Source organism: Brevundimonas vesicularis, assembly GCF_044807075.1.
GTDB classification, from domain to species: Bacteria; Pseudomonadota; Alphaproteobacteria; order Caulobacterales; family Caulobacteraceae; genus Brevundimonas; species Brevundimonas vesicularis_G.
The window spans coordinates 874,644-899,163 of the sequence record NZ_CP085234.1; the positions used below are offsets into that span (position 1 = coordinate 874,644).

Consider the following 24,520-nt stretch of genomic DNA (forward strand, 5'->3'; position numbering starts at 1 on the left):
GCGAGGTCAGTCGTAGCGCACGCCGCTGAGATAGAGCCCGGTCGCGGGGGCGACGGGACCGCACCGCGCGCGGTCCTTCGCCTCCAACGCGGCCTTGACGTCGTGGGCGCTCCAGCGACCCAGCCCCACCTCGACAAGTGTGCCAGCCATGGACCGGACCTGGCGGTGCAGGAAGCTGCGCGCCTGAAACACCAGATGCACCTCCTCGCCGAAGCGGGATACGCGGGCCACGTCCAGCGATTTGACCGGCGATTTGGACTGACAGCCGACGTCGCGGAAGGTGGTGAAGTCATGGTGGCCGACCAGCACCTGGGCCGCGTGGTGCATGGCCTCGGCGTCCAGGGTCTTCTTGACGTGCCAGACCCGGTCCCGCTCCAGCACCGGCTGGGGGCGGCGGTTCAGGATTCGGTAGAGATAGCCCCGGCCGGTCGCTGAGAACCGCGCGTGCCAGTCGGGATCGGGCGCATATTCGGCCGCCAGGACGCAGACGTCCTGGCGCACCAGGTGCGCGTTCAGGGCGTTCAGCACCGTATCGACGGGCCAGTCGCGGCCCAGATCGGCATGGATGACCTGGGCCGTCGCATGGACCCCGGTGTCGGTGCGGCCGGCGGCGGCGATGCGAATCCGCTCGCCGGAAAAGGCGTGGATCGCCGCCTCAAGCGCACCCTGCACTGTCGGCTGGCCGTCCTGGGCCTGGAAGCCGTTGTAGGCCGTACCGTCGTATTCGATCGTCAGCTTATAGCGCGGCATCAGCCGAGCACGGTCCCGGCCGGCAGCGGAAAGCCGCGTAGCATCTCCTCGGCCGATTGCGCCGCCTTGCCTTCGCGCTGAACGCGGATCAGACGCACGGCGCCGTCGCCACAGGCCACGGTCAGGGCGTCATCCAGCACGGTTCCGGGCGCGCCCGATCCGTCCGCCAGACCCGACAGCAGCGCCTTGATCCGCACGGGTCCGGCGTCTGACGCGGCCTCGAACCAGGCGCCGGGGAAGGGCGAGAGGCCTCGGATATGGGCGTCCACCTCGGCGGCGGGGCGGCTCCAGTCGATCCGGGCCTCGGCCGGGGTGATCTTCTTGGCGTAGGTCGGCTCTCCGACCTGCTCGGACGGCGTGACCCCGCCCCGGTCGATGGCGGCCAGCGCGCGGGGCCACAGGCCCGCGCCGACATGGGCCATCCGTTCGGACAGGCTGGCGGCCGTGTCGTCGGGCAGAATGTCCATCAGTTCGCTGAGCAGGATGGGGCCTTCGTCCAGACCCAGGCTCATCTGCATGATCTGGACGCCGGTCTGCTTGTCCCCGGCCATGATGGCCCGCTGGATCGGGGCGGCCCCGCGCCAGCGCGGCAGCAGCGAGCCATGCAGGTTCAGACAACCCAGGCGTGGCGCCTCGAGCACCTCGGTCTTCAGAATCTGGCCGTAGGCGACGACGCAGGCCGCATCAAGATCCAGGCTTCTGAAGGTATCGATCGCCTCGGCGTCTTTCAGGCATTCGGGCGTGAAGACGGGCAGGCCCATGGTCTCGGCGAAGGCGTGGACGGGCGAAGGCGTCAGCTTCTGGCCCCGGCCTTTAGGGCGAGGCGGCTGTGAATAGACGGCGACGATCTCGTGACCCGAGGCGATCAGCTCGGCCAGGGACGGCACGGCGAAGTCGGGAGTTCCCATGAAGGCAAGGCGCATGGGCACGCCTTTAGAGGTTTACTGCCAGCGGGTGAAGACGCCGCCGCCCTCGTCCCATTCGCCGCCTGCGTCCAGCGCATCGTCGAAATCGAGCAGGCGATCCAGCAGCAGGCCGGCCACGACGCCCAGCAAGGCCACGCCGGCCAGGGTCGCGACGCCGGCGACGCCGACCTTCTGGCTGCGCGTCAGGCGACGACGGCCCGAGGAGTCGATGATCAGCGAGCGGCCGCGCGGGATGGACGGGGCGATCCGGCGCGCAGCGCGTTCGATACGTTCGGGGCGGACGATCTTGGTCATCAGGCGGCGATCCTGTCGCGGGCGGCCTTCTTGACCTTGGTCACGGCGCGGTCCCGCTTGAGACGCGACAGATGGTCGATGAATAGCACGCCGTTAAGGTGGTCCATCTCGTGCTGGATGCAGACGGCATAGAGGCCTTCGGCCTCTTCCTCCACCGACTGACCGTCACGGTTCAGATAGCGAATGCGGACACGGGCGGGGCGTTCCACCTTGTCGAAATACTCGGGGATCGACAGGCAGCCTTCCTCGTAGGTGTAGAGCTCGTCCGAGGTCCACAGGATTTCCGGGTTGGCGAAGAAACGCGGGTTCTTGCGGGCCTCGGCGTTCTCGGCCGCCTCTTCCTCGGTCTCGCAGACCACGCCGTCCTTGTCGCCCAGGTCCATGACGATCAAGCGGTCCAGGGCGCCGATCTGCACGGCGGCCAGGCCGATGCCCGGCGCGTCGTACATCGTCTCCAGCATGTCATCCATCAGGGCGCGGACGGCGTCGTCCACGGCCGCGACGGGTTTGGACACCTGCTTCAGGATCGCCAGGTCGGCGGCGTTGTCGATGGTGAGGATGCGTCGAATGGCCATGGCCGGGAGGTAGGCCCGCCCCGGCGCAAGGTCAAGATTTGCGCCTCTTGCCGCGCTTTACGCCTTGCCGGGCAGAGGGCGGGGTTTGCGGTTTTCGTCGATGGCGACATAGGTGAAGACGCCCTGGGTCACGCGCACCGACGCGGCCTGGGGCTGGCCCCGCGCCCGCTTCCACGCCTCGACCTGGACGCGGATGGAGGTGCGGCCCGAGCCGATCACGTGGGCGTAGATGCTGACCTCGTCGCCGACCGAGACCGGCTGGTGAAAGACCATGCCGTCCAGCGCCACGGTCGCGCAGCGCCCGCACGCCAGTTCGAACGCCGGGGTCGCGCCCGCGAGGTCCATCTGCGCCAGCAGCCAGCCGCCGAAGATGTCACCCTCGGGGTTGGTATCGGCGGGCATGGCGATGATGCGACCGACGGGCTGATCTTCGGGTGGATATTCGGGGGCGTCGGACATAGAAGCAGCCTGCAGTTCGGGGAGGCGGGCTCTCTAGCGCGGCTTCGGCGGCTTGTCGCCCTTCAGCGCTTGGGACGTGTGGACTCCGGCACGGACAGGGTCAGGCGGGATGTGCGAAAAGCCTGCGCATCGCGCAAGGCGCGCCAGGCGGCGCCCAGCTCCATGGCGGTCATCAGGTGATCCTGTGTCAGCACGGCGCGTCGAGACGCCCGCAAGGTCGCGACATCGGCCAAGAGGCGCGCAGCGGCCTGAACATCCTCGCGGTCGGACCGCGCGCCCAAATCCTGCAGCCGGGCGAAGCGCCAACCCTGTTCGGGCGGATAGCGCAGGGCTAGGGCGAAGCGTTCGGACGGCTCGATCTGGCGGGCCATGAAAATCCAGTCCGCCGTTTCGGGATCGCGACGATAGTGGCCCGGCTGGGTGGGCAGGCCGGCCTGGGCATAGATCTCCAGCGCCCCGGCTTCGATTTCGGCCAAGGCCAGGCTCAAGGCGTCAGGTTCTTCCGGCTCAAGCTCGGTCGGCCGCTCGAACGGGTCGATCGTGTCGTCGGCGGGCGCAGCCGGGGACTTGCGCGAAAACAGTCCCGAAAGCAGCGCCCGCCGTCTGGCCATGACGTCAGTTGTTGTTGAGCGTGCTGGTCACCGACACGTCGTAGACGACGCGGGTCAGGCTCTGAACGACCTCGAAGAATTTGCGCATCTCGGCAGCGCCGGCCAGGGGCACATAGATCACGTCCTCGGGCATCACTTCCATGTTCGTGGCGGCGAAGACATTGGCGGCGTCGCTGAAGTCCAGTTCGTAGACGACCGGCACGCCACGCGGGGTGGCCGGCTGGTTGATGCCCAGCGCTTGGGCCACCTCGGGACGTTCGAAGCGGAAGATCAGAACGCGACGCGCATTGGCCGTGTTGGTGTTCAGCCCGCCGACCTTGGACAGGGCGCCGGTCAGGGTCACGGGACCAGCCGGCATGTCGACTTGGGCCACGGCGTTCAGGCCGCCGAAGGTCGAGAAACGACGGGGTTTGTACTGAACATTGACGACGTCGCCGCGCTGCAGACGCACGTTCTCGCCGAACTCGGTCGTCACCGCCGACAGGGGCGCGGTATAGGTGCGGCCCTCGCGCTGGATCGAGATGGTCAGATCGTCGGTGGTGCGGGCAGAGCCGCCGGCCGCGGCGATGACGTCCAGGATGCGGTCGCTGTTGACGCCCAGCGGCGCACGACCCGGCTGGCGCACGTCGCCCAGCACATTGACCGTGTTGGAGGCGTTGCCGGCGATGGACACCAGCACCTGCGGATTGGCGACCTTGCCGACCAGGGCGCGCCGGATGGCCGACGCCGCCTGGGTCGAGGTCAGACCCTGAACACGGACCTGCCCGCCGAAAGGAATAGTCACTGAGCCGCTGCGATCAACGGTAGCGCCGGGAAGGGCCTGGTTGCCGCCCGACAACGTCGTGCTCGTGCGGCTCGACGACGAGCCGGAGCCAAGCGATCCACCGAACAGGGACCCCGAGGGATCGAAGATCGAGATCGCCAAGGTGTCGCCTTCGCCGATCACGTCTGCGGGTTGGTCGCTGGATCCAGCAACCAGGCTGCCGAAGAACTGCGGCGGGACCTGCTTCATCCGCTCAGTCGCCTCGAACGTCAGCGGAACGAGGGCGTAGCTGCCCAAGGCCGACGCGGTCGTGGCCCCGGCGTTCACAGAGGCGCCCGAGGGCCCGTCGCGCGGGAGCGTGGAACAGCCGCCGAGAATGGCGACAATGGCAAGCGGCAGAATGGTGCGCGTCATGAAGCTGGAAAGCCCTCGTTCGCGGATTGATTACAAGCCTTTGACCGCGCTCGCCAGTGGCGAAACGGGCTGAAGGCCGATGGCGTCGGCGACGATGCGGAAATGCTCAGTCCAGGACGGAGCATGATAAGAGGGCGACGGGTTCGGCGCCGCCTCGGTCGCGCGCTCGATGGCGGCCAGCCAGCCTAGGCCATCGAGCGGATCGATCAGTTCGGCGTTTGGCGTCAACTCGCGGTGCGGCGGGATGTCGGAAGCGATCAGCGACAGGCCCATGGCGCAGGCCTCAACGGCGGGAAGATCGAACCCTTCCACGGAAGATGGGGCAAGCACGGCGCGCGCCCCGCGCATCAACCGCGCCAGCATGACGTCGGACAGGTTGGAGGCTTGATGGACGACCCCTTGCAGATTTGGCGAGCGTTGCAGATGGTCCAGCACCGCCTCATTCTCCCAGCCGTAGCGGCCAATCAGCACCAGGGACGGCGTCTGATCGCCCATCCGTTCATCCAGTCGCCGCCATAGCGTCAGCAGCAGAGCCAGGTTCTTGCGTGCCTCGATCGTGCCGACGTGGACGAAATAGGGACGCGGCGCCTCAATTGCGTCGCCGGCGACGAAGGCCGGCTCCAGCCCCAGGTGGGCGACGTGGACCGGCGGCAGAGGCAGGCCCTCGCGCTCCGCGAAGGCGCGGAGTTCATCGCCGGTGTAGGCGGAGTTGACGATGATCCGGCTGGCTAGACGGAGGGTGTTTGAGACCCGCGCATGGTGTTTGTCGCCGTCGCCGGGTCGGCAGAATTCAGGGTGGGTGACGGGGATCAGATCGTGCAACAGGACGACGCGCTCGATCCCGGCGGCCTTCAGATCTTCCAGCGCCGCCGGCTCATGCAGGGTGGTGTGACCAACGGTCAGATATAGATCAGCCTGCGGGAGCGGGGCGACATGGCGGGAGCGGAAGAACTGCTTGAACACCCGCGTCTTGTCGGCGGGCTTTTCCTTATCCGCGACAGGAGGTGCGGATAACACCGAGGCGGCCGGCCGTTGTTCCGCAGTCAGGGCGGCGAGCAGCCGCTGCTCGTGCGCCAGACCGGCCGCCGTGCTGGCGGTGCCGTTCCATTTGGCGCGCAGATCGGCCACGAACCGCCGGAACCAGCCGATCTCGACGGCGACCAGCCGGCTCTTGCGGCCACGTACCGGGATTGTCGTGATATCAGGTGAGGCCAGCAGCCATTCGGCGTAGGCGAGACATACCCGGTCCACGCCCGTCGGCGCCGACCGTTCGGCCCGGCTCATCAGCCGGCTGGCGTCGTAGAGAATGCGCATACTAGGCGACGTAGCCGGCCTGCATCAGTTCGGCGATATGGACGATGGCCGTGGGCTTGCCGTCCTCGACCACGAACAGATTGGCGATCTTGTTGGCGGTCAAAAGATCGACGACATCGCTCATGCGCGCATCCGGGTCCACGGTGATTGGATTGGCGCCCATGATATCGGCCGCCGTCAGATGGGTGGTGTCGCGCTGGAAGGCCCGGCGCAAGTCGCCGTCCGTGACGATGCCTGCGAGCGCGCCATCGGCGTCCAGGACGGCCACCGCGCCCTTTCGGCCTTCGGTGATGGCTGAGACCACGTCGCCGAAGCTGGCGTTCAACGGCACGCTGGCCGGGACGGCGGCGTTGTCGCCCATCCATTCGCGCACGCTTTGCAAGCTCATGCCCAGGGCGCCGCCGGGGTGGTGCAGGCCGAAGTCCATGGCCGTGAACTCGCGGCGATCCATCAGCACCATGGCGAGCGCATCGCCCAGAGCCAGGGTCATCAGGGTCGAGGTGGTGGGCGCCAAGCCGTTGGGGCAGGCCTCGGCGACCTTGGGCATGGTCAGGCAGACCGCTGCGTTGCGCCCCAGGAAGCTGGCGGGCCGCTGGGTGATGGCGATGACGGGAATGCCGTTGCGTTGGCAATAGATCAGCGGATCACGTAGTTCGCGGCTCTCGCCCGAGTTGGAGATGGCCAGCACCGTCACGTCGGGACGCAGCATCCCCAGATCGCCGTGACTCATCTCGGCCGGGTGGACGAAGAAGGCGTTGGTGCCGGTCGAGGCCAGCGTGGCGGCGATCTTGCCGCCGATATGGCCCGACTTGCCCATGCCGGTGACGACGACATAGCCCGGCCGGCTCATGATGACATCGACCGCGCGCGCCAGCGACACGTCGATCGAGCGTTCCAGCGCCTCCAGCGCCTCGATGTTCAGGCGCACGACCTCACGGGCGCGGTCTGTCATCGCGGCGATGTCGTCGGGGGTCGAGTGAGCGATCTCGGTCATTGTTTCCTTGGCCCGCAACCGGGCTCTCCTTTTTTGTCGGGCGTGATCCGCCGCAAGGACGTTTCGCGCGCCGCCTCCCTTTCAGACGACTTTGTCGGTTTCTGGTCAACCTTTGCCGCTTTGGCGCGTTACGTCGATCGGGGAACTAAAACAAAGAGTTTGATCGTCCATGCCGTCTCACGCCGGAGCCGCCTCGCTATTGCTCCCATCTCCGCCCGTCGTCGCCGACGGGATCGCGCTGTTCCTGGACATGGACGGCGTACTGGCGCCGATGGCCCCCACTCCGGACGCCGTCGTGCCGACTGCGCGCCGAACGGCGGCGTTGAAGGCGATCGAGGCGCGACTTGCGGGCCGCGTCGCCATCGTCAGCGGCCGCACCATCGCCGAGATCGACCGCATTTCCGATCATGCCCTGGTGTCCGGCTCCGGCGTACATGGCCTGGAGCGGCGTCTGAAGGACGGCTCCATTGAACGCAAGACGCCCGACGCCGGCGTCGCCCAGGCGCTGGACGCGTTCGAGGCGTTCGCCGCCGATCGACCTGGCGTGATCGTTGAGGACAAGGGCGTCTCGGTCGGCCTGCACTATCGTCAGGCGCCGGATGAAGCCGGGGCCGCCAAGGGACTGGCCGCCGAGCTGCAGGCCGAAACGGGATTGACGCTCCAACCTGGTCATATGGTGCTGGAGCTAAAGACGCCCGGCGCGGACAAGGGTACGGCCGTCACGGCCTTCATGCAGGAGGCGCCGTTCAAGGGCGCAGTCCCGGTTATGCTGGGTGACGATCTGACTGATGAATACGGGTTCGAGGCGGCGGCGGCGCTGGGCGGATATGGCGTGCTGGTTGGACCCGAGCGCGAGACGGCGGCGCGATATCGGCTGGACGATGTGGATGCTGTGCTCACCTGGCTTGAAGCCGTAGCGAAGGCCTGAACCGATGAAGCCCAATCTGGATTTGTTTCCCATCGGCAACTGCGGCGTCTGCGCCCTGATCGACCGCCAGGGGCGTTTCGTCTGGGCCTGCGCGCCGCGCGTGGACGGCGACCCGGTCTTTTCTGCCCTGATGGACGGCATGGAGCCTGAGCATGGCTTCTGGGCCATCGAGATGGAGGACGTGAAGTCGATCGATCAGGCCTATGTCCGCAACACGCCGGTTCTGCGAACGGTGATAACGGCCGAGGACGGATCGTCAGCCGAGATCATCGACTTCGCACCGCGCCATCCGAAGCACTCGCGCACCTATCGCCCGCTGGCCTTCGCCCGCATCATACGACCACTGTCGGGCACGCCGCGCATCCGTGTGCGGTTGCGGCCCTCGACGGACTGGGGCGCGCGCCCGGCGCCGCACACCTCGGGATCTAACCACATCCGCTATATGTGCGCCGACGTCACCTTCCGCCTGACGACCGATTGTCCCGTGTCGCATGTGCTGGAGGAGCGCGTGTTCCGGCTGGAGCGATCGCATGCCTTCTTCCTGGGTCCGGACGAGGGCTACGACCAGGATGTCGGCCACGGCGTGCAGGGCGCGCTGGATCGCACGGTCGCCTATTGGCAGGACTGGGTGCGCAAACTCTATCTGCCGCTCGACTATCAGGAGGCGGTGATCCGCGCGGCCATCACGCTGAAGCTGTGCGCCTATGAGGAGACCGGCGCTATCGTCGCCGCCATGACGACCTCGGTGCCCGAGTTCAAGGAGAGCGGGCGCAACTGGGACTATCGCTACTGCTGGATCCGGGACGCCTATTACACGGTGCGGGCGCTGAACCGGTTGGGCGCGGTCGACATCCTCGAGAACTATCTCGTCTATCTGAGAAACCTGGTCGACGATTCCGCCGGCGGCCATGTTCAGCCGGTCTATGGCGTGGGTCTGGAGCCCGGCATCGGCGAGAGCATCATCGACAGTGTCGAGGGCTATCGCGGCATGAAGCCGGTGCGGATCGGCAATCAGGCGCACGAACATCTGCAACACGACGTCTACGGACAGATCGTGCTGCCTCTGGTTCAGGCCTTCTATGACGCACGTCTCCTGCGTCCGGGCACGCTGGAGGATTTCCACGCGCTGGAGGCGATCGGCGAGCGGGCCTTCGCCATGCACGATCAGACCGACGCAGGCCTTTGGGAGTTCCGCACAATCGCGCGGGTGCACACCTATTCGTCCGTCATGTGCTGGGCCGCCTGCGATCGTCTGGCCAAGGCGGCCGACCATCTGAATCTGCCGGAGCGGGCCGTCTTCTGGCGTGAGCGGGCGCAAATCATCCGTCAGCGGATCGAGGCGGAGGCCTATCTGCCCGACGAGGGCCGGTTCGCCGCCAGCTTCGGCGGCCGCGAGTTGGATGCCTCCCTGCTGCAGATGACCGATCTGGGTTTCCTCGACGCCCACGATCCGCGTCAGGTCGCCACCTTCGACGCCATCGAGCGCGACCTGAAGAAGGGCAGCCACCTGTTCCGCTATGTCGAGCCGGACGACTTCGGCGAGCCGGAGACTGCCTTCAACTTCTGCACCTTCTGGTTCATCGAGGCCCTGCACCAGAACGGCCGCATCGAGGAAGCCCGCACCATCTTCCAGGAGATGCTGAGCCGGCGAACGGCCGCAGGGCTGTTGAGCGAGGACATCTCGATCGACGATGGCGAACTGTGGGGCAACTATCCGCAGACCTATTCCTTGGTCGGCATCATCAATTGCGCCGTGCTGTTGAGCCGTTCGTGGACCGATGTGCGTTAATGTCTGGATCCCGGGGCTGGGGTCGCTGTGTAAAGTGAAGTTATGAGCCGCCTGATCGTTGTTTCGAACCGGGTTTCGGCCCCGACCGATCCCGCCGCCGGGTCGGCCGGCGGCTTGGCGATGGCACTGTCCGCCGCTCTGCGAAAATACGACGGCCTGTGGTTCGGTTGGTCGGGCGAGCGGGTCGATCACTACACCGGCGAGGTGAAGATCGAGGACCGGGCCGGCGTCACCGTGGGGCTCGTCGACCTGGAGGGGCAGGACGTCGACGAATACTACAACGGCTATGCCAACAAAACGCTGTGGCCGCTATTCCACCACCGCATCGACCTGGCCCAATACGAGCGTTCCTACGGCGAGGGCTATGAGCGGGTGAACCGGCGCTTTGCCGAGGCGCTGGCGCCGTTGATCCAGCCCGACGACATGATCTGGATCCACGATTATCACATGATCCCGATGGCGCGGGATCTGCGCCGCCTGGGTGTGCGCAACCGGATCGGCTTCTTCCTGCACACGCCCTGGCCAGCGCGGCAGTTGCTGGTGACCCTGCCGCATCACCGGCGGCTGGTGGAATCAATGTTCGATTTCGACCTGATCGGCTTCCATACCCAGGAATGGAGCGATCTGTTCACCGACTATGTGGTGTCCGAGGCTCAGGGCGACTTGGACGGGACCGGCGGGCTGGAGTGTTTCGGTCGCAAGGTCCAGACCGGCGTCTTCCCCATCGGCATCGACGTGGACGGCTTCCTGGCGGCGCGAGATTCGGCGCTGGGGGCGCGGACCTATGACCGGATGGCGGCGTCCTCGGCGTTCCGCTCTATGATGGTGGGCGTGGATCGGCTGGACTATTCCAAGGGGCTTGAAGAGCGGCTGCTGGGTTACGAACAGTTCCTGCAAGACAACGCCTCGATGCGGGGCGAGGTCTTCCTGCTGCAGGTCACCCCCATCTCGCGCGACGACGTGGACAGCTATCAGGACATTCGTTCGCGGCTGGACGCCCTGGCGGGACGGATCAACGGCGCCTTCGCCGACATGGACTGGCAGCCGATCCGTTATCTGAACCGCACCTATCGCCGGGATCAGCTGGCGGGCATCTACCGCGCGGCGCGGGTCGGTCTGGTGACGCCGTTGCGTGACGGCATGAACCTGGTGGCCAAGGAATATGTCTGCGCCCAGAACCCGGACGATCCCGGCGTGCTGATCCTGTCGCGCTTCGCAGGCGCGGCCGAACAGATGGGCGAGGCGCTGCTGGTCAATCCCTACAGTCGCGAAGAGCTGTCCGACGCCATCCAGAAGGCGCTGACCATGCCGCTGGCCGAGCGTATCCGGAAATGGGAAGCCTTGATGGATGTGGTTCGCGCCACCGATGTCGGCATCTGGCGCGATGATTTCGTGCGCGCCCTGCAAGCCGATGAATCGACTTCGCAACCGACGCAGTGGGCCGGCGCGGCCTGACGCCTAGCGCAGGTCGAAGGCCAGCATCAGGGTGCGCTGGGCTGGATTGAAGTTGTCGTCGGACAGGATGTAGAGGCGGGTCCTGCCGTTTCGCATCTCTGCGGCGATCCCCTCGAAATTGTCGGTCGTGCCGGGCAGTTTCAGCTCGATCAGCACAGGCCCCAGCGTCCCGTCGGGGGCCATGCGGCGCACGCGCGCGCGCATATCGATGGGCGCCCGGTACAGGCGCTGGACCACGAACCATCCGGCGCCCGACGGATCACGATCCAGGCCGGTGATACGGTATTCGCTGTCGGGGAAGGGGGTTGCAGGCGGTGCGCTCACGACCGTGCATCTCGCCGCCGCGCAATCCCAGACGCCGCCGGCCTCGCCAGAGACGCGCCAGCCGCCGGGCGACGTCGCCAGACCCTCCATCCCATCGTTCTCGGTGAAGGCGAAGTCGGGCGACCGCACCGGCGTCGGCTGGGTCTTCAGCGCCAACAACGGGCCGTAGTTCCAGATCCGGTGACGCCGCTCGAAACTGACCAGCAGATCGCCGGAGGGGGTGATGGCCAGGCCCTCGGCGTCGCCGTCCGACTTGTCGGAAATCGCGGCGCCGTCCTGAAGCGTCAGCCGGTGCGAGCGGAAATGATCCAGCCCGACCAGCCGCCCCCGGGCGTCCAGGCGAATGTCGCCGCGCACCAGATCGCCGGTGTCCGATACCGTGACGAAGCCGCCGTCGCCGGTCAGTTTCAGGTCCGACAGGCTGTGCAGCGGGGAGGTCGAGGCGGCGCTGATCTGCAGGCCGCCGGCGAACGTCACGCCGTCAGCCAACTGCGTGCCGCCGGGCAAGCCCAGACTGACGCTTCGCAGTTCCGCGACTTGGGGCGTCCAGCCGTCCGACGCCAACGGATAAGGACGCGGCGCACCCAGCGAGGCGGCGCAGGCCGACAGCGACAGGGCGATCCAGACACTGGCCAGCCGGCCGAAACGGCTCATGCCGCCAGCCTTCGCTTGGCGCGACGGGTGGGACCCGCCGCCCCCTCGTTCTCGAACAATTCGGCCAGCTTCTCGGTCATGGCGCCCGCCAACTGCTCCACGTCCACGATGGTCAGGGCCTTGCGATACCAGCGGGTCACGTCGTGGCCGATGCCGATCGCCAGCAGTTCGACCGGCGAGCGATCCTCGATCTCTGCGATCACCTGGCGCAGGTGCTTGTCCAGATAGAGGGCCGCATTCGCCGACTGGGTCGAATCGTCGACCGGCGAACCGTCGGAAATGACCATCAGGATGCGGCGCTGTTCGGTGCGGGCCAGCAGGCGACCGTGGGCCCATTGCAGGGCCTCGCCGTCGATGTTTTCCTTCAGAAGACCTTCGCGCATCATCAGGCCCAGGTTCTTCTTGGCCCGGCGCCAAGGCGCGTCGGCGGCCTTGTAGATGATGTGGCGCAGGTCGTTCAGGCGGCCCGGATTTTGCGGCTTGCCGGCGGTGATCCAGGCCTCGCGACTTTGTCCGCCCTTCCAGGCGCGGGTGGTGAAGCCCAGAATTTCGACCTTCACCCCACAACGTTCCAGCGTTCGCGCCAGGATGTCGGCGCAGACCGCTGCCACCATGATCGGCCGCCCGCGCATCGAGCCGGAGTTGTCCAGCAGCAGGGTCACGACCGTATCGCGGAACGGGCTTTCGCTCTCGGCCTTGAACGACAGGGGGGCGGTCGGCTCGGTGACGATCCGGGTCAGCCGCGCCGTGTCCAGCATCCCCTCTTCCAGATCGAAGACCCAGGAGCGGTTCTGCTGCGCCAGCAGGCGCCGTTGCAGCTTGTTGGCCAGGCGCGACACGACGCTGGACAGGATGGCCAGCTGGCCGTCCAGCAGGGCGCGCAGCCGGTCCAGCTCGACCGGGTCGCACAGGTCGGCGGCGTCCACCACCTCGTCGAAGGCGGTGGTGAAGACGCGGTAGAAATCGACCGCGCGACCGTCGTCGGCCGTCTGCTGACGGTTCGGCTGCTGGCCTTCCTGAAGTTCCGGGCCATCGTCGGCGCCTTCGCCGTCGGGATCGGCGGGCGCGCCTTCGGGGCGACTTTCGCGCTCTTGCTCGGAAGACTGATCGTCGGCGTCGCCCTCCATCGACTGGGAGCCTTCGCCGCCGTCCTGCTCTTCATCCTCGTCCTGATCGTCGTCAGCCGCAGGGTCCTGAGGATCGGGCTCCTCGTCGCCGGGATCTTCGGACGTATCTTCGCCGCGCCCGTCGCCGGGATCGAGGTCCAGCGCGCGCAGCACCTCGCGCATCTTCAGTGCAAAGCCTTCCTGATCGCCCGCCGTTCCGGCCAGGGCGTCCAGCTTGGCGCCCGCCTTGGCCTCGATGTTGGCGCGCACCAGATCCAGCATGGCCCGGGCGCCGTCGGGGGCGGGGCGCCCGGTCAGCCGCTCGCGCACCAGCAGGGCCACGGCCTCGGACACGGGCACGCGCTCGGCGTCGCTGATGCGCAGGGCGCCCGTCTTTTCCAGCCGCGTGATCAGGGCGGCGCCCAGGTTGTCGCGCACCCCGGCCAGATGTTCAGAACCGAAGGCCTCGACGCGCGCCTGTTCGACCGCGTCGAAAACCTCGGCCGCCTTGGCGTCCGCCGGCCGCATCCGGCTGTTCACCGTCGCATCGTGATTGGCCAGACGCAGCGCCAGCCGGTCGGCCTGGCCGCGCAAGGACGCGCTCTCGGGCCCGGACGGATCGCGGGGCGGATGGGGCAGGGTCAGGACGCCGTTCGACAGTTTGGGCCCGTCGGACCCGAACACCACCTCCAACTCCGGCTGCTCGGCCAGCGCCCGCGCGGCATGACCCAGCGCGCGCTTGAAGGTTTCGGCGGGAGTATCCGGGGCGGCCATGGCCCTCAGTTAATCGCTTCGCGCCTGCGATAAAAGCGCCGTCAGCCGCCTTTTGAAATCGGCACCCGACGGCCGTAGGTCAGACAGCGCCAAACCCACTCCAGCGGCCCCATGCTGAACCGCGACAACCACAGTGGCGACCAGATCAGTTGCAGCGCCCAGACCGCCACGACCAGGCCCCACATCTGCACATAGTCGGCCCGTCCGAACAGGCGCGGCCCCCACGGCATGTAGAAGATCGACGTCATGATCAGGGTCTGGGTCAGATAGTTGGTGAAGGCCATCTGTCCCACCGACCGCAGCGCCGCCGTGATCCAGGCCGCCCCTCGCGTCGTCGCCAGCACGATCAGGCTGACATAGGCCAGGGTGACGAAGATGGGGAAGGAGGCGACGACCTCCGCCAGGCCGCGCGTCGGGCGAGCTCCGGCCGGGGCCATGGCCTCGCGCCATTCCAGCACACCCAGCAGGGCCAGCACGGCTCCGCCGACAGCGATCAAGGCGACATAAACCCCGTTGGGTGCCCGGCCGCTGAACACGCCGGCCTTGAACAGACCCAGACCCAGCATCATCAGGGCCACGGTAGAGAAGACGAACATGGTCAGGCTGGCGCCCTGCAGCAGCAGCCAGTTCTGAATGTTCTGGCCCATCGCCCCGGTCCAGCCGCTGCGATAGGCGGCGATCGATTCCGTCACCATGGCGGCGGTGTCATGCGGCCGGCCCTGGTTCATCGCCTCGGTGATCGCCGGCGGCCCGGCGACCATCAGCCAGGTCGCGCCCGCCTGCATCGCGCCCAGCAACAGGGTCACCGCCAGGCCGATCCCGATCAACGTCCCCGCCCGCATCGACCGCAACAGCATCACGAACAGGCCCGACCAGGCGTAGAGCAGCAGCACGTCGCCATACCAGAAGGCCAGGCCGTGGATCAGGGCGATGACCGCCAGCCAGAACAGGCGGCGCCGCAGCAACTTGCCACGCGCCGCATCGCCCCGCTCGCCCCCGACCAGATAGATCGAGGCCCCGAACAGCATCGAAAACAGGGTGATGAACTTCTGATGGAAGAAGACGTCCATCGTCCAGCGCGCCACGGCGTTGGCGCCGGTGACCGGGAACGGGCTCAGGCTGGCGTCCTGATAGACCATGACCGGCAGGCCGAACGAGACGACATTGACCGCCAGGATGCCCAGCACCGCCAGCCCCCGCATGACGTCCAGGCTGGCGATGCGCGAGGTCGCCGCGACGGGCGACAGGATCTCCGCCGCATCCTTGTCCGTGTCGTCCATGGTCATTCTCGGATCCCCCAATCCTCGAACTCAGGCGTCAGGCCCGAATGTCAGCCCATGCATTTCAGCTTTTGGGCATCAGGCCCAGTCTGTCCTTGACCGCCGGCCGCGCCTCGAAGGCGATGAACGCGGCGCACAACCCGGCCCACAGGGCGTAGCTGACGCCCACGATCATGGCGATGGGCAGGCCGCCGACCCCGAAGATCAGCAGGGTGGTCTCGGTCGCGCCCAAGGCCTGCATCACATCGCCGGCCTCGAACCAGCCCATCACGCTCATGCCCAGGGCGACGACGATCTGAACCAGGGCTGCCGCCAGGCCGCCGTACATCATGAAGCGCCAGACGACGCCCAGCCGCGTGCCGGGCCGGCCGTCGCGCTTGCGCTCGTTCAGAACACGATAAAGCGCCAGCGGCACGGTGATCAGGCCTATCAGCATCACCACCAACCGCCAGTCCATGTCGCGACCCGGCAGATAGGCGTGCGGCCGCCAGAAGGGCAGGGTCAACCACAGAGGCGGCCAGGCCGCGCCGGCCAGGCAGGCCAGAATCCGAGGCGTCCGCCCAGGCCGCGCGGCGATGGTCGCCTGACCGGGCAGGTCGGAATAGCTCTCGAACCGGCTCATCGCGTCGGCGCCGGCGCAGCGCCGGAATAGTCATAGAAGCCGCGTCCGCTCTTCCTGCCCAGCCAGCCGGCCTCGACATATTTCACCAGCAGGGGGCAGGGACGATATTTGCTGTCGGCCAGGCCGTCATACAGCACGTTCATGATGGCCAGGACGACGTCCAGACCCATGAAGTCCGCCAGTTCCAGCGGCCCCATCGGATGATTGGCGCCCAGGCGCAGCGCCTTGTCGATCGAAGCGACGTTGCCGACCCCTTCGTACAGGGCGAAGATGGCCTCGTTCATCATCGGTACCAGGATGCGGTTGACGATGAAGGCGGGAAAATCCTCGGCGTCCGTGGTGGTTTTGCCCAGGCTTTCGGCGAAGGCGACGGCGGCGGAATGGGTCTCGGCCGAGGTGGCGATGCCGCGGATGATCTCCACCAGCTTCATCACCGGCGCCGGCTTCATGAAATGCAGGCCGACGAACCGGTCCGGCCGGTCCGTCGAGGACGCCAGGCGGGTGATCGAGATCGAAGAGGTGTTGGACGCCAGCAGCGTCTGCGGCCCCAGGTGCGGCACGACCTGCGCATAGATGGCCTTCTTGACGGCCTCGTCTTCCAGCGCCGCCTCGATGACCAGATCGGCGCCGGCGACGGTCTCGGCCATTCCGTCGCTGGTCGTGATGCGGGCCAGGGCCGCATCGGCGGCGGCCTGATCGACCAGGCCGCGTCCGACGTGACGCGCCAGGCTGGCCGCGATCTCGCCCTGCGCCAGCGGCAGCCGGTCGGCGACGACGTCATAAAGGCGAACCGAATAGCCCCCGAGCGCGACCGCCTGCGCGATGCCTGCGCCCATCTGTCCGGCGCCCAGAATGGCGACTGTGGTGATCGAGGTCATGAACCGTGGTCGAAAGTGGTCGGGCGGGCACCTTTAGAAAGGAAGGCGCGCGGCGCAAGAGCGGATCAACCCTCTCGCATCAGATTTCCGCCCGCCGTGTCGCCTCAGCCGAGCAGTTGGATCAGGGCCGGCGCCGCCGTGCGGTTGAACAGCACGCTGATGAACTGCAGCAGCAGGATCACCACGATGGGCGAGATGTCGATGCCGCCCAGGTTCGGAATGATGCGGCGGAACGGCTCCAGCAGGGGCGCGGTGACCCGGTCCAGGAAGGTCCCGACCGAATAGACGAAGCGGTTGCGATAGTTGACGACGTCGAACGCCACCAACCAGCTCAGAATGGCCTGGGCGATGATGAACCAGATCATCAGACTGATGATGGTGTTGATCAACCAGACGAGCGCATAGCCCATGAACGGTAACTCCTGCTTGGATCGGCGCTTCTAGCCTGTTCGCCCCGGCTCCGACAACGGCCGTATCCGACCTGCGCGCTTTGCGCGCACAAGCCCGTTGACACCACGCCCGCCCGCCTTCTATGTCCGCCACGCCTGTGAAACCCGATCCCACGCTGGAAACGGGGCCGTAGCTCAGTTGGTAGAGCGCGTCGTTCGCAATGACGAGGTCAGGGGTTCGACTCCCCTCGGCTCCACCAAATCCTTGTTCCACAAGGGTTTGGTCGGAAACAGGCGAAAAAACTGACACCACGCTGCTACACACGGCCTCCAAGAGACCGTCGAAAAAGCGTTCCTCTACAGTTAGTTCACCGTCCCGAGGCTGTAGCACCACCTCGTCGCACACACCGTCCAAACGGCCTCCCAGACCCTCTCCACGGTCACATAATGCTGGGCGGCGGCAATCGTCTGGCCTGATCGTCCGGGGATCGACCTACTACCTTCGTCTTCGTGTCCCTCGACCGTTGGCCGGGATCATCGGCAAGACGCACGTCATGAAATCGCTCGGCACGGGATATCGGGCGTGACGTGACCCCCGTTTCTCATCCAGCCATAACGAGAGTCCTTGGTTGATCTGAACTGGGGTTGGCGGGGTTGGCAATAGGCCGGTCTGAGCAGCCATCAACCAGCGCAGCAGACCGGCCGCTCTGTCCGGTGAGCGCCTGTGCGTAGGCCTTCGGCGTCAACCATCCCAGCTTCGAGTGAGGCCGGGTTTCGTTGTAGTCGCGCCGCCAGGTTTCGAGGACAGCCCGGGCGTGCGGCAGCGATCGGAACAGCGTCTCATTCAGCAGCTCGTCGCGCAGCCGACCATTGAAGCTCTCGTTGAAGCCGTTCTGCTGAGGCTTGCCCGGCGCGATGTAATGCCAGCTCACGCCGGCGTCGTCGGCCCAGGCCAGGATGGCGTTGGACGTATATTCCGTGCCGTTGTCGCTGATGATCGTATCCGGGCGTCCCCGCCGCAGGATGATGGCGTCCAACTCGCGCGCCACCCGTCGCCCTGACAGCGAGGTGTCGGCGACGAGCCCGAGGCACTCGCGCGTGCAGTTGTCGATCACCGTCAGGATGCGGAAGCGCCGCCCGTCCGTCATCTGGTCGGAGACGAAGTCCAGCGACCAGCGCTGGTTCGCGACCAGGGGAATCTCCAGCGGACGCCGCGTGCCTATGGCGCGTTTGCGCCCGCCGCGCCGGCGCACCGTCAGCTTCTCCTCGCGATAGATCCGCTGGACGCGCTTCTTGTTGACCGCATGCCCCTCGCGCCGAAGCATCACGTGCAGGCGGCGATAGCCGAACCGCCGTCGCTCCTGGGCCAGGGCCTTCAGCCGATCCCGCAGGACGCCGTCGTCCGGTCGCGTCGCCTGATAGCGCACGCTCGTCCGATCCACGCCCAACACCCGGCAGGCCCGCCGTTCGCTCATCGCGTAGGCCGACTGCAGGTGCGCCGCCGCCTCTCGATGCGCAGCGGGCGTCACCACTTTTTTCCCAGCAGATCCTTCAGCGCGACGCTGTCCAGCATCGAGTCCACCAGCATCCGCTTCAGCTTGGCGTTCTCCTCTTCCAGCGCCTTCAGACGCCGGGCCTCTGACACGTCCATGCCGCCATACTTGGCCTTCCACTTGTAGAAGGTCGGTGAGCTCAGCCCGTGCTTCCTGCACAGGTCCGCCACCGGAACGCCGGCCTCCTGCTCGCGCAGGATCCCGATGATCTGCTCTTCCGTGAACCGTGATCGCTTCATTCTGTCCGTCCTTTCGAGGGGCGGACTCTAGCTATTCCTGGAGGAGTTTAAGGGGGTCACGTCAGCGGCAGTGTTCCATCTTGTCGGCGTGCATCTCGCACTCCTCGGCGCACAGGCGGCAAGCGTCCTCGCAGACCTCCAGCATGCGGGCGATCAGTTGTTCGTTCGACCCTGTGCGCCGGGTGCCGAGTGTGCCGGTCGTGATGCAGACGTCGGCGCAGTCCAGACAGGTGCGGATGCATTGGGTCATCTGCGCCACCATCTCTTCGCCCAGACAGGCGTCGGCGCATGAGGTGCAGGTCTGCGAGCAGTCGTAGCACTCCTCGATGCAGCGGATCAGGGCGTCGTTGGTGCTGCCTTGGACGTGCGGGTGCGTGGAAATCATCTCATGCGCGTGCATGTCGGCTCTCCTTTTGAATGGAGCCGATTCAACAGGTCGCGCGGTGCGCCGTTCCACTCCCCGGCGCCGTCCCCTGAATCAGATGGAAGCGGGCACGAAATATCGACCACGCCAGCATTGGGTTTGCGGGCCGTGAAACACAGCGATTTCCACCCCTGTTTCCGAGAACGGCGCCAATGGCGCCAATAGCGCCAGTAGCGACCAAAATCTGTCGCTCGCGTGCTTGGTCGGCCTTCGGCCACGTCACCTGAATTTTCTGGTTCACGAGATCAAATCGATCAAGGCCATCGCTGGTCGAAGGCGAGCGGCTCGTCCGCGACGACATCGACCAAGGCGAACGACGTCGTGGCCGAAGGACACGGCTCGTCCACATCAACCAGATCAGGCTGAAGCCTCACCACCACCATCAGCGAGGCGACCGCCTTCGGCGATCACCTGCGACAGGGCCGTTCGTCTCGACTTCGGCTTCGCCTCGTTCGGCCGATCAGCCCCGTCGATCTCTCCAGACCTCGGTCACCTCGTCCGCGAGAGCCAAGGCCCGAAAATGTCGCCCATGTCTTCTAAGAGAGCACGCAGGCGACATTTTCTTCAGACCTTCCACGCCACAGCTTCGCGACGATCCAGCCAGCATGCCCAACACCCTGTTGGCGCTATTGGCGCCAATGACAGAGGGGGAAGGAAGGGGACGTGGCGGTAACGAAGGACGAGTGGATCAAGAACCTACGCAGAGCGGCGGTGCACTTCGAGAGCGAGTATGAGTCGGCCGCTGCCAGCGGGCGATGGCTTTCGGCTTACGAAAGCCGCCTCTCGGGCTTGATCTGGCGTGCTGCCGCGCTCGCCATTCAGCACGGCTTCGTGGATCACCGTTTGAACCTTGGCGCAGGAGCACTCGACCTTGCGCGCTTGATGCGAGCCGAGGTCATGGCTGCTGCCGACGACCTCGAACCAAGTCGAGATGAGACCTCGCCTTTCAGAAAGGCCGAAATCGTCATCGACCTCTTGTCCTCTCTTCTCGATGGCGTCGGCGTGATGGAGGCGTGGACCCGCGCAGACCCGAAGGAACCCCCGTTCACAGCCCTGCGAGGGTTCGAACTCGGCCGAGCCGAAGTCGCTCTTTCACTTGCTGAGCGTGGGCATTGGGAACAGGTCGCGGCTTGGTCAAACAGGCGAGTCGGGCGCGGTAAGGGGTATCGCGAGCCGTGGCGCGTCGCCATCGCTCCAACACTTCAGGGGTGGATCGACGATGATCCGAAGGCCACCATCAAGACGCTGATGATCAAGATGTGGGACTGGCTCGAAGAATACGCCGCGCACGAAAAAGACTTCAGTCTCCCCGACTTCGAGTCTTTGCGAAAGGCAGTAGAGACTATGCACGAGCAAGGGCTAATCAGCCACCCCCGCTGGGCATAGCCACCCCAGATTTGAATCTAACTTACATTCCACGACGCCAGCGCGGGTGTGGCCGATCCTGTGATCACTGAAAACCACAGGAGGCCAGCATGGCTATCAAGAAAGACACCGCTTCTACCAACGTCGTCCCGTTCAACGCTCCATTCAACTGGAACAGCCCCGACACGTCGCTGCTTCACAGCACTGTCGAAGACCGTGCGACTTTCCCGACCGGCATGCTCGGCGGCACCATGTCGCAATGGGTTGAGGCCATCGCGCAGAGCAGAAATGTGCCGGTCGATTATGTCGGCGCCAGCCTGATCACTCTGGCCGCTGGTCTGATCGGCAATGCTCGAACGACCGACGCCATCGGCTGGACAGAGCCATCCGTCCTCTGGACCGTCCTCATCGGCAATCCTTCGGCCGGGAAGTCGCCCGCCATGGACCCCTTCGTTGAAATGATCGCCGATTTCGAAGCTGAAGCCGCCGACGAACTGGAGGAGGATGAGCAGAGCAACTGGGCGATCCATATCGACGACGTGACGGCTCAAGCCGCCGCTGAGGTCGCGTCCGCCAGCCCGAAAGGTCTGATCCTCATCAAGGATGAACTCTCGCACTGGTGGTCGCGGCTCGGCCAGACCGGCGGTGAAGCCTTCTGGCTCAAAGCCTTCGGCGCGAGGCCAGAGATGGTGAAGCGCAAAGGCAAACGCGCCCTTCACATCAAGCGGCTGGCGATCAGCGTGCTGGGCGGCGCCCAGCCGAATACGCTCACCCAGTTCGTCTGCTCTAAGGAGAACAAGGGGTTCGCCGCACGTTGGCTCTATGTCTTCCCGAAGCCGGTCAAAGGATTTCGGATCGCGAAATCGGTGAGCATGGACCCCGGCAGAACGGTCCTTCGACGACTGTGGAATCTTGGCCTCGTCGATGGACGGCCCGTCGCCATCCCGGTTTCTCGCCGAGCCATTGCCCGGTTCGAGCAATGGGTGGGTCAGAAGAGACAGGCCGCAGAAGCCGATGAGGATGGTGTGTGGGGCCAATGGCTCGGGAAGCAGGGTGGCGTCGCGCTGCGGCTGGCTCTCGTGCTCGAACACCTCTGGTGGGCGTCAGACGCCAAGCCGGACGACACGACTGGTCCTACGACGATCAGCGCTTCGGCCATGACGGCGGCGATGAAGTTCATCGACGCATATGCGTCGCCGATGGCTGCTCTCGCGCTCAAGAACGCAGCCCAGCCCGTCGAAGATCAGGATGCCCTCCGTCTGCTTCGCCTACTTGCCAACAAGGGCGACGCCCAGTTCAACGCCCGTCTGCTCGGCCGTGGCAGCCATGGTCCGGCGGGGCGCCTATCGCAACCTTCCGTCATGACGGCAGCCTGCGAGGTGCTGACGGCGGCCAAGCTGATCCGTCATGTCGGCGAACGCGCGGACGGAAAGGCGGGGAAGCGTCCCGGCCTCTACGAGGTCAACCCGATCCTGTTTGACATCGGGGTTCGCAAGGCCGCTCCCCGGGGAGCGCGCGGATGACCGGATCGCCCCCTATCCACCCCGCGATCCCGACCTTTACGGTCGGGTTCCGCATCCAACCCAGTGACAAGGCATCCATCAGGGCGTGGATTGCGGCAAGGAAGAAGGTTTGCAGGCCGAACAGCATACGAATGTGGCTCAACGCGGAGATCGCGAAGGCTGAAACTGCGCTTATCGACCTGAAGCCCATCAAGACTCATCCGAGCGTCGAACTGGCCCGGCGAAACGCCCGCGCGCACCTCGACTGGGCCACAGCTACCAAGGCCGAACTGCTGCGGATGTATCCAAACGCACGGAGCAAGTTCGTGTCGAAGAGACGCCCTCGCCGCCCGGTGCGTAGGAGGGTGGGAACTCTCGCTCGGGAGGCCCAAGTGTTTGGGCGCGACCAGCCGGGGGGAGAGGATAGCTGAACCTATTGGCGCCATTGGCGCCAATGACGCCGCCAGAGATTCTCGAACGTCGGCCACACATCCCCGCGCGCTTCGATCCGTTCCAGTCGGGTCCAGCGTGCGGGGCCGTGGTTCAGACTTTTGATCTGAGCTTCGCAAGCCGAGCGTGCCGCCCATGGGACAAGCACCTCAGTCGCCGGTGATCCCTCGATCCGTTCGACGCCGGGTATCGTGATCCGCAGCATGGCTGCTGCTCCGGGTGATGCAACGCGGAGCCTGAACGTCGGCAACGGCGTGTGGATGATCACCGCCCCATCCGGCATCGCGCTCAGAATGCGGTCAAGCGTGACGTTGCCATCATCGGGAAAGTCGCAAAGGTAGTCGCACCAGCCGCTCATCGCCGAGCTTCCTGTGGGAGCCAAAGCACCGCCCACGCGACCCGCATAGCCAGCACCAGCTTCCCCTCCCTCACCAGCGTCTGGAAGAGTTCGATGAGGGCATCGGCAGATGGTCCGCGACCGGCCCGTAGGCACAGGTAGTTCTCGGCGCGGTTCAGCCATGCGGAGGAGAAGTGGCGATGGGAGTCGGTCAGGCCGCGTTTAAGGAAGTGGTGATAGATGTCCATACCGGAGGTTTTTCTTTCCGGTATTTATCCCGCTTCATCAAAACGGCGCGCTTCCTTTGAGCCATATATCCATTTCGTGTATGGTCCCGTCTTCATAGAACCTGTGGAACACAGTTTCCACATCTTCGCCCCACCTGTCATCCCACATCAATCGATCACCGACCGAGATGTTTGGAAATGGTGTTGTGCTCTCAAATACCTTCCCCACACGAGCCGCCCGAATCCGCAGCCGGTATTTTCTGATAGGGCCTGCGGGTTCGTCCCGGCTGGCGAGCGAAAGCATCAGCGAGCCTCCGTAGGACCGGTCACAACGCTGCCCTTGCCATACTGCGCTTCGAGCAGTTCCCGCGCAGCCACGAAGTGCTGTGCCTGAATCCGAACCTCTCGGGGAAATCCATTCACTCGAACCTGCGCCTTGAACGTCCTCATATCGCTTGGCCTCCGCTGTTCTGCGACGACCCGAGGCTTAAAGCTGAGCCGTTAAGATACATACAATAGTTGATAAACGGCGAGACCCCGCATCGCCACGGTGCCTCCCATGGACATGCGGCTGCTCGTGGGGAGGAACGTCAAACGGCTCAGGACCGCGCGTGGGCTGACGCAGGAAGAACTGGCCGAATGCTCGGGCTTCTCTCAACAGTATCTGAGCGATCTGGAACGGGGTCGCCGGAACCCGACCATCGTCAGTCTGTGGGAGTTGGCGCAAGCCTTGGGTGCAACGCCGGTCGATCTGATCACGCCCGATGACGAGGCGGGCTGATCACCTCGGTTCGGCCGGTATGGTTGACGGGTCGGCGAACCGTGAGAGCCTGTGGAGGCTCTTAGCTTTTCGCTGCCGGGGTTCATGTCCTCTCGCCTTCACCAAGACGATTCCGCCGCATGGCGCCGCGAGGTCGGAGCGAACATTCGACGTATCAGACGGGCGCAGGGGCTGACCCAAGCTGCGCTGGCCCAACGTGCTGGTCTCAGCACTGGCTACGTCAGCCTGATCGAGCAGGGTCGTGCCAATCCTCGGCTGGAAGCCATAGTTGCCCTCGCCAACGCATTGAAGGCGTCACCCATGGCTTTGCTGAAGACTGAGACGTCCAACCGAGGGGAGTGAA

Annotated in this window: 28 protein-coding genes and 1 tRNA gene; 9 read left to right on the forward strand and 20 right to left on the reverse strand. The window is 65.7% G+C overall.

Annotated elements, in window-relative coordinates:
* Window positions 1-6 precede the first annotated feature (6 nt).
* The 9 genes from truA to LG306_RS04260 all read right to left on the reverse strand — a co-directional run bounded on the left by truA (window position 7) and on the right by LG306_RS04260 (window position 7,100).
* On the reverse strand, window positions 7-750 hold the full coding sequence (gene truA, locus LG306_RS04220; protein ID WP_404418475.1) for a tRNA pseudouridine(38-40) synthase TruA: 744 nt from the start codon (window positions 748-750) through the stop codon (window positions 7-9).
* On the reverse strand, window positions 750-1,673 hold the full coding sequence (fmt, locus tag LG306_RS04225; RefSeq protein ID WP_404418477.1) for a methionyl-tRNA formyltransferase: 924 nt from the start codon (window positions 1,671-1,673) through the stop codon (window positions 750-752). Before fmt ends, truA begins: the two co-directional genes overlap by 1 nt.
* Before the next feature lie 18 nt (window positions 1,674-1,691).
* Window positions 1,692-1,970, reverse strand: a complete 279-nt coding sequence (locus LG306_RS04230; protein ID WP_082854149.1) for a hypothetical protein — start codon at window positions 1,968-1,970, stop codon at window positions 1,692-1,694.
* Complete coding sequence (def, locus tag LG306_RS04235; RefSeq protein ID WP_404418479.1) at window positions 1,970-2,545, reverse strand: peptide deformylase; 576 nt, start codon at window positions 2,543-2,545, stop codon at window positions 1,970-1,972. The genes LG306_RS04230 and def overlap by 1 nt, the downstream gene beginning before the upstream one ends.
* A 57-nt stretch (window positions 2,546-2,602) precedes the next feature.
* Complete coding sequence (locus tag LG306_RS04240) at window positions 2,603-3,004, reverse strand: acyl-CoA thioesterase (protein WP_039243917.1); 402 nt, start codon at window positions 3,002-3,004, stop codon at window positions 2,603-2,605.
* Window positions 3,005-3,066: 62 nt separating this feature from the next.
* A complete protein-coding gene (locus LG306_RS04245) occupies window positions 3,067-3,615 on the reverse strand; it encodes a hypothetical protein (RefSeq protein ID WP_404418482.1) in 549 nt (182 codons plus the stop codon).
* A gap of 4 nt (window positions 3,616-3,619) precedes the next feature.
* Entirely contained in the window at window positions 3,620-4,792 is a 1,173-nt protein-coding gene (locus LG306_RS04250) for a polysaccharide biosynthesis/export family protein (protein ID WP_404418484.1), read from the reverse strand.
* Window positions 4,793-4,822: 30 nt separating this feature from the next.
* Window positions 4,823-6,106 (reverse strand): glycosyltransferase family 4 protein, encoded by a 1,284-nt coding sequence (locus LG306_RS04255; RefSeq protein ID WP_404418486.1) that lies wholly within the window; start codon window positions 6,104-6,106, stop codon window positions 4,823-4,825.
* A gap of 1 nt (window position 6,107) precedes the next feature.
* Window positions 6,108-7,100, reverse strand: coding sequence for an SIS domain-containing protein (locus LG306_RS04260; protein ID WP_404418488.1), 993 nt, complete (start codon window positions 7,098-7,100; stop codon window positions 6,108-6,110).
* 169 nt (window positions 7,101-7,269) lie between these two features.
* Here LG306_RS04260 and otsB point away from each other — a divergent pair, with 169 nt between their 5' ends.
* The 3 genes from otsB to LG306_RS04275 are packed head-to-tail and all read left to right on the forward strand — an operon-like array spanning window position 7,270 to window position 11,272.
* Complete coding sequence (gene otsB / locus LG306_RS04265; protein WP_404418490.1) at window positions 7,270-8,028, forward strand: trehalose-phosphatase; 759 nt, start codon at window positions 7,270-7,272, stop codon at window positions 8,026-8,028.
* Window positions 8,029-8,032: 4 nt separating this feature from the next.
* Window positions 8,033-9,817 (forward strand): glycoside hydrolase family 15 protein, encoded by a 1,785-nt coding sequence (locus tag LG306_RS04270; protein ID WP_404418492.1) that lies wholly within the window; start codon window positions 8,033-8,035, stop codon window positions 9,815-9,817.
* A 42-nt stretch (window positions 9,818-9,859) separates the two neighbouring features.
* A complete protein-coding gene (locus tag LG306_RS04275) occupies window positions 9,860-11,272 on the forward strand; it encodes a trehalose-6-phosphate synthase (RefSeq protein WP_404418494.1) in 1,413 nt (470 codons plus the stop codon).
* Between the two features lie 3 nt (window positions 11,273-11,275).
* Here the strand turns inward: LG306_RS04275 and LG306_RS04280 are convergent, their stop codons facing one another.
* The 6 genes from LG306_RS04280 to LG306_RS04305 all read right to left on the reverse strand — a co-directional run bounded on the left by LG306_RS04280 (window position 11,276) and on the right by LG306_RS04305 (window position 17,320).
* A complete protein-coding gene (locus tag LG306_RS04280) occupies window positions 11,276-12,250 on the reverse strand; it encodes an esterase-like activity of phytase family protein (RefSeq protein WP_404418496.1) in 975 nt (324 codons plus the stop codon).
* A complete protein-coding gene (gene cobT, locus LG306_RS04285) occupies window positions 12,247-14,130 on the reverse strand; it encodes a cobaltochelatase subunit CobT (protein ID WP_404418498.1) in 1,884 nt (627 codons plus the stop codon). Before cobT ends, LG306_RS04280 begins: the two co-directional genes overlap by 4 nt.
* A gap of 41 nt (window positions 14,131-14,171) precedes the next feature.
* Window positions 14,172-15,416, reverse strand: coding sequence for a DUF418 domain-containing protein (locus LG306_RS04290; protein ID WP_404418500.1), 1,245 nt, complete (start codon window positions 15,414-15,416; stop codon window positions 14,172-14,174).
* Between the two features lie 58 nt (window positions 15,417-15,474).
* Window positions 15,475-16,032: a phthalate transporter gene (locus tag LG306_RS04295; RefSeq protein ID WP_066627996.1), complete on the reverse strand. Its 558-nt coding sequence runs from the start codon at window positions 16,030-16,032 to the stop codon at window positions 15,475-15,477.
* A complete protein-coding gene (locus tag LG306_RS04300; protein ID WP_404418502.1) occupies window positions 16,029-16,910 on the reverse strand; it encodes a 3-hydroxybutyryl-CoA dehydrogenase in 882 nt (293 codons plus the stop codon). The genes LG306_RS04295 and LG306_RS04300 overlap by 4 nt, the downstream gene beginning before the upstream one ends.
* A gap of 104 nt (window positions 16,911-17,014) precedes the next feature.
* Entirely contained in the window at window positions 17,015-17,320 is a 306-nt protein-coding gene (locus LG306_RS04305) for a YggT family protein (RefSeq protein ID WP_017504977.1), read from the reverse strand.
* Between the two features lie 163 nt (window positions 17,321-17,483).
* Here LG306_RS04305 and LG306_RS04310 point away from each other — a divergent pair.
* Both LG306_RS04310 and LG306_RS04315 read left to right on the forward strand, forming a co-directional pair.
* Window positions 17,484-17,559: transfer RNA gene (locus tag LG306_RS04310), tRNA-Ala, on the forward strand.
* Window positions 17,521-17,886 (forward strand): DUF6538 domain-containing protein, encoded by a 366-nt coding sequence (locus LG306_RS04315; protein WP_404419646.1) that lies wholly within the window; start codon window positions 17,521-17,523, stop codon window positions 17,884-17,886. Before LG306_RS04310 ends, LG306_RS04315 begins: the two co-directional genes overlap by 39 nt.
* 15 nt (window positions 17,887-17,901) lie before the next feature.
* Here LG306_RS04315 and LG306_RS04320 read toward each other — a convergent pair.
* Both LG306_RS04320 and LG306_RS04325 read right to left on the reverse strand, forming a co-directional pair.
* Window positions 17,902-19,091 (reverse strand): IS3 family transposase gene (locus LG306_RS04320; RefSeq protein WP_404413560.1). Its coding sequence is split into 2 segments (ribosomal slippage): window positions 17,902-18,839 and window positions 18,839-19,091, totalling 1,191 coding nucleotides; the frame shifts between segments, so codons are not numbered across the junction.
* Window positions 19,092-19,152: 61 nt separating this feature from the next.
* A complete protein-coding gene (locus tag LG306_RS04325; RefSeq protein WP_404418505.1) occupies window positions 19,153-19,491 on the reverse strand; it encodes a four-helix bundle copper-binding protein in 339 nt (112 codons plus the stop codon).
* 687 nt (window positions 19,492-20,178) lie between these two features.
* On the opposite strand from LG306_RS04325, the gene LG306_RS04330 reads away from it, so the two are divergent.
* Both LG306_RS04330 and LG306_RS04335 read left to right on the forward strand, forming a co-directional pair.
* Window positions 20,179-20,901, forward strand: coding sequence for a hypothetical protein (locus LG306_RS04330; protein ID WP_404418507.1), 723 nt, complete (start codon window positions 20,179-20,181; stop codon window positions 20,899-20,901).
* Between the two features lie 89 nt (window positions 20,902-20,990).
* A complete protein-coding gene (locus LG306_RS04335; RefSeq protein ID WP_404418509.1) occupies window positions 20,991-22,403 on the forward strand; it encodes a DUF3987 domain-containing protein in 1,413 nt (470 codons plus the stop codon).
* A 412-nt stretch (window positions 22,404-22,815) separates the two neighbouring features.
* Here LG306_RS04335 and LG306_RS04340 read toward each other — a convergent pair whose 3' ends face one another.
* The 3 genes from LG306_RS04340 to LG306_RS04350 are packed head-to-tail and all read right to left on the reverse strand — an operon-like array spanning window position 22,816 to window position 23,700.
* Complete coding sequence (locus tag LG306_RS04340) at window positions 22,816-23,190, reverse strand: hypothetical protein (RefSeq protein WP_404418511.1); 375 nt, start codon at window positions 23,188-23,190, stop codon at window positions 22,816-22,818.
* Window positions 23,187-23,417 carry a DUF6626 family protein gene (locus LG306_RS04345; RefSeq protein ID WP_404418513.1) on the reverse strand — a complete coding sequence of 77 codons (231 nt, stop codon included), beginning with the start codon at window positions 23,415-23,417 and terminating at the stop codon, window positions 23,187-23,189. The genes LG306_RS04340 and LG306_RS04345 overlap by 4 nt, the downstream gene beginning before the upstream one ends.
* Before the next feature lie 37 nt (window positions 23,418-23,454).
* Complete coding sequence (locus LG306_RS04350) at window positions 23,455-23,700, reverse strand: hypothetical protein (RefSeq protein WP_404418515.1); 246 nt, start codon at window positions 23,698-23,700, stop codon at window positions 23,455-23,457.
* Window positions 23,701-23,955: 255 nt separating this feature from the next.
* Here LG306_RS04350 and LG306_RS04355 point away from each other — a divergent pair, with 255 nt between their 5' ends.
* Together LG306_RS04355 and LG306_RS04360 are read left to right on the forward strand one after the other, a co-directional pair.
* Entirely contained in the window at window positions 23,956-24,177 is a 222-nt protein-coding gene (locus LG306_RS04355) for a helix-turn-helix domain-containing protein (protein WP_404418517.1), read from the forward strand.
* An 84-nt stretch (window positions 24,178-24,261) separates the two neighbouring features.
* Window positions 24,262-24,519 carry a helix-turn-helix domain-containing protein gene (locus LG306_RS04360; RefSeq protein ID WP_404418519.1) on the forward strand — a complete coding sequence of 86 codons (258 nt, stop codon included), beginning with the start codon at window positions 24,262-24,264 and terminating at the stop codon, window positions 24,517-24,519.
* The last annotated feature ends 1 nt before the right edge of the window (window position 24,520 follow it).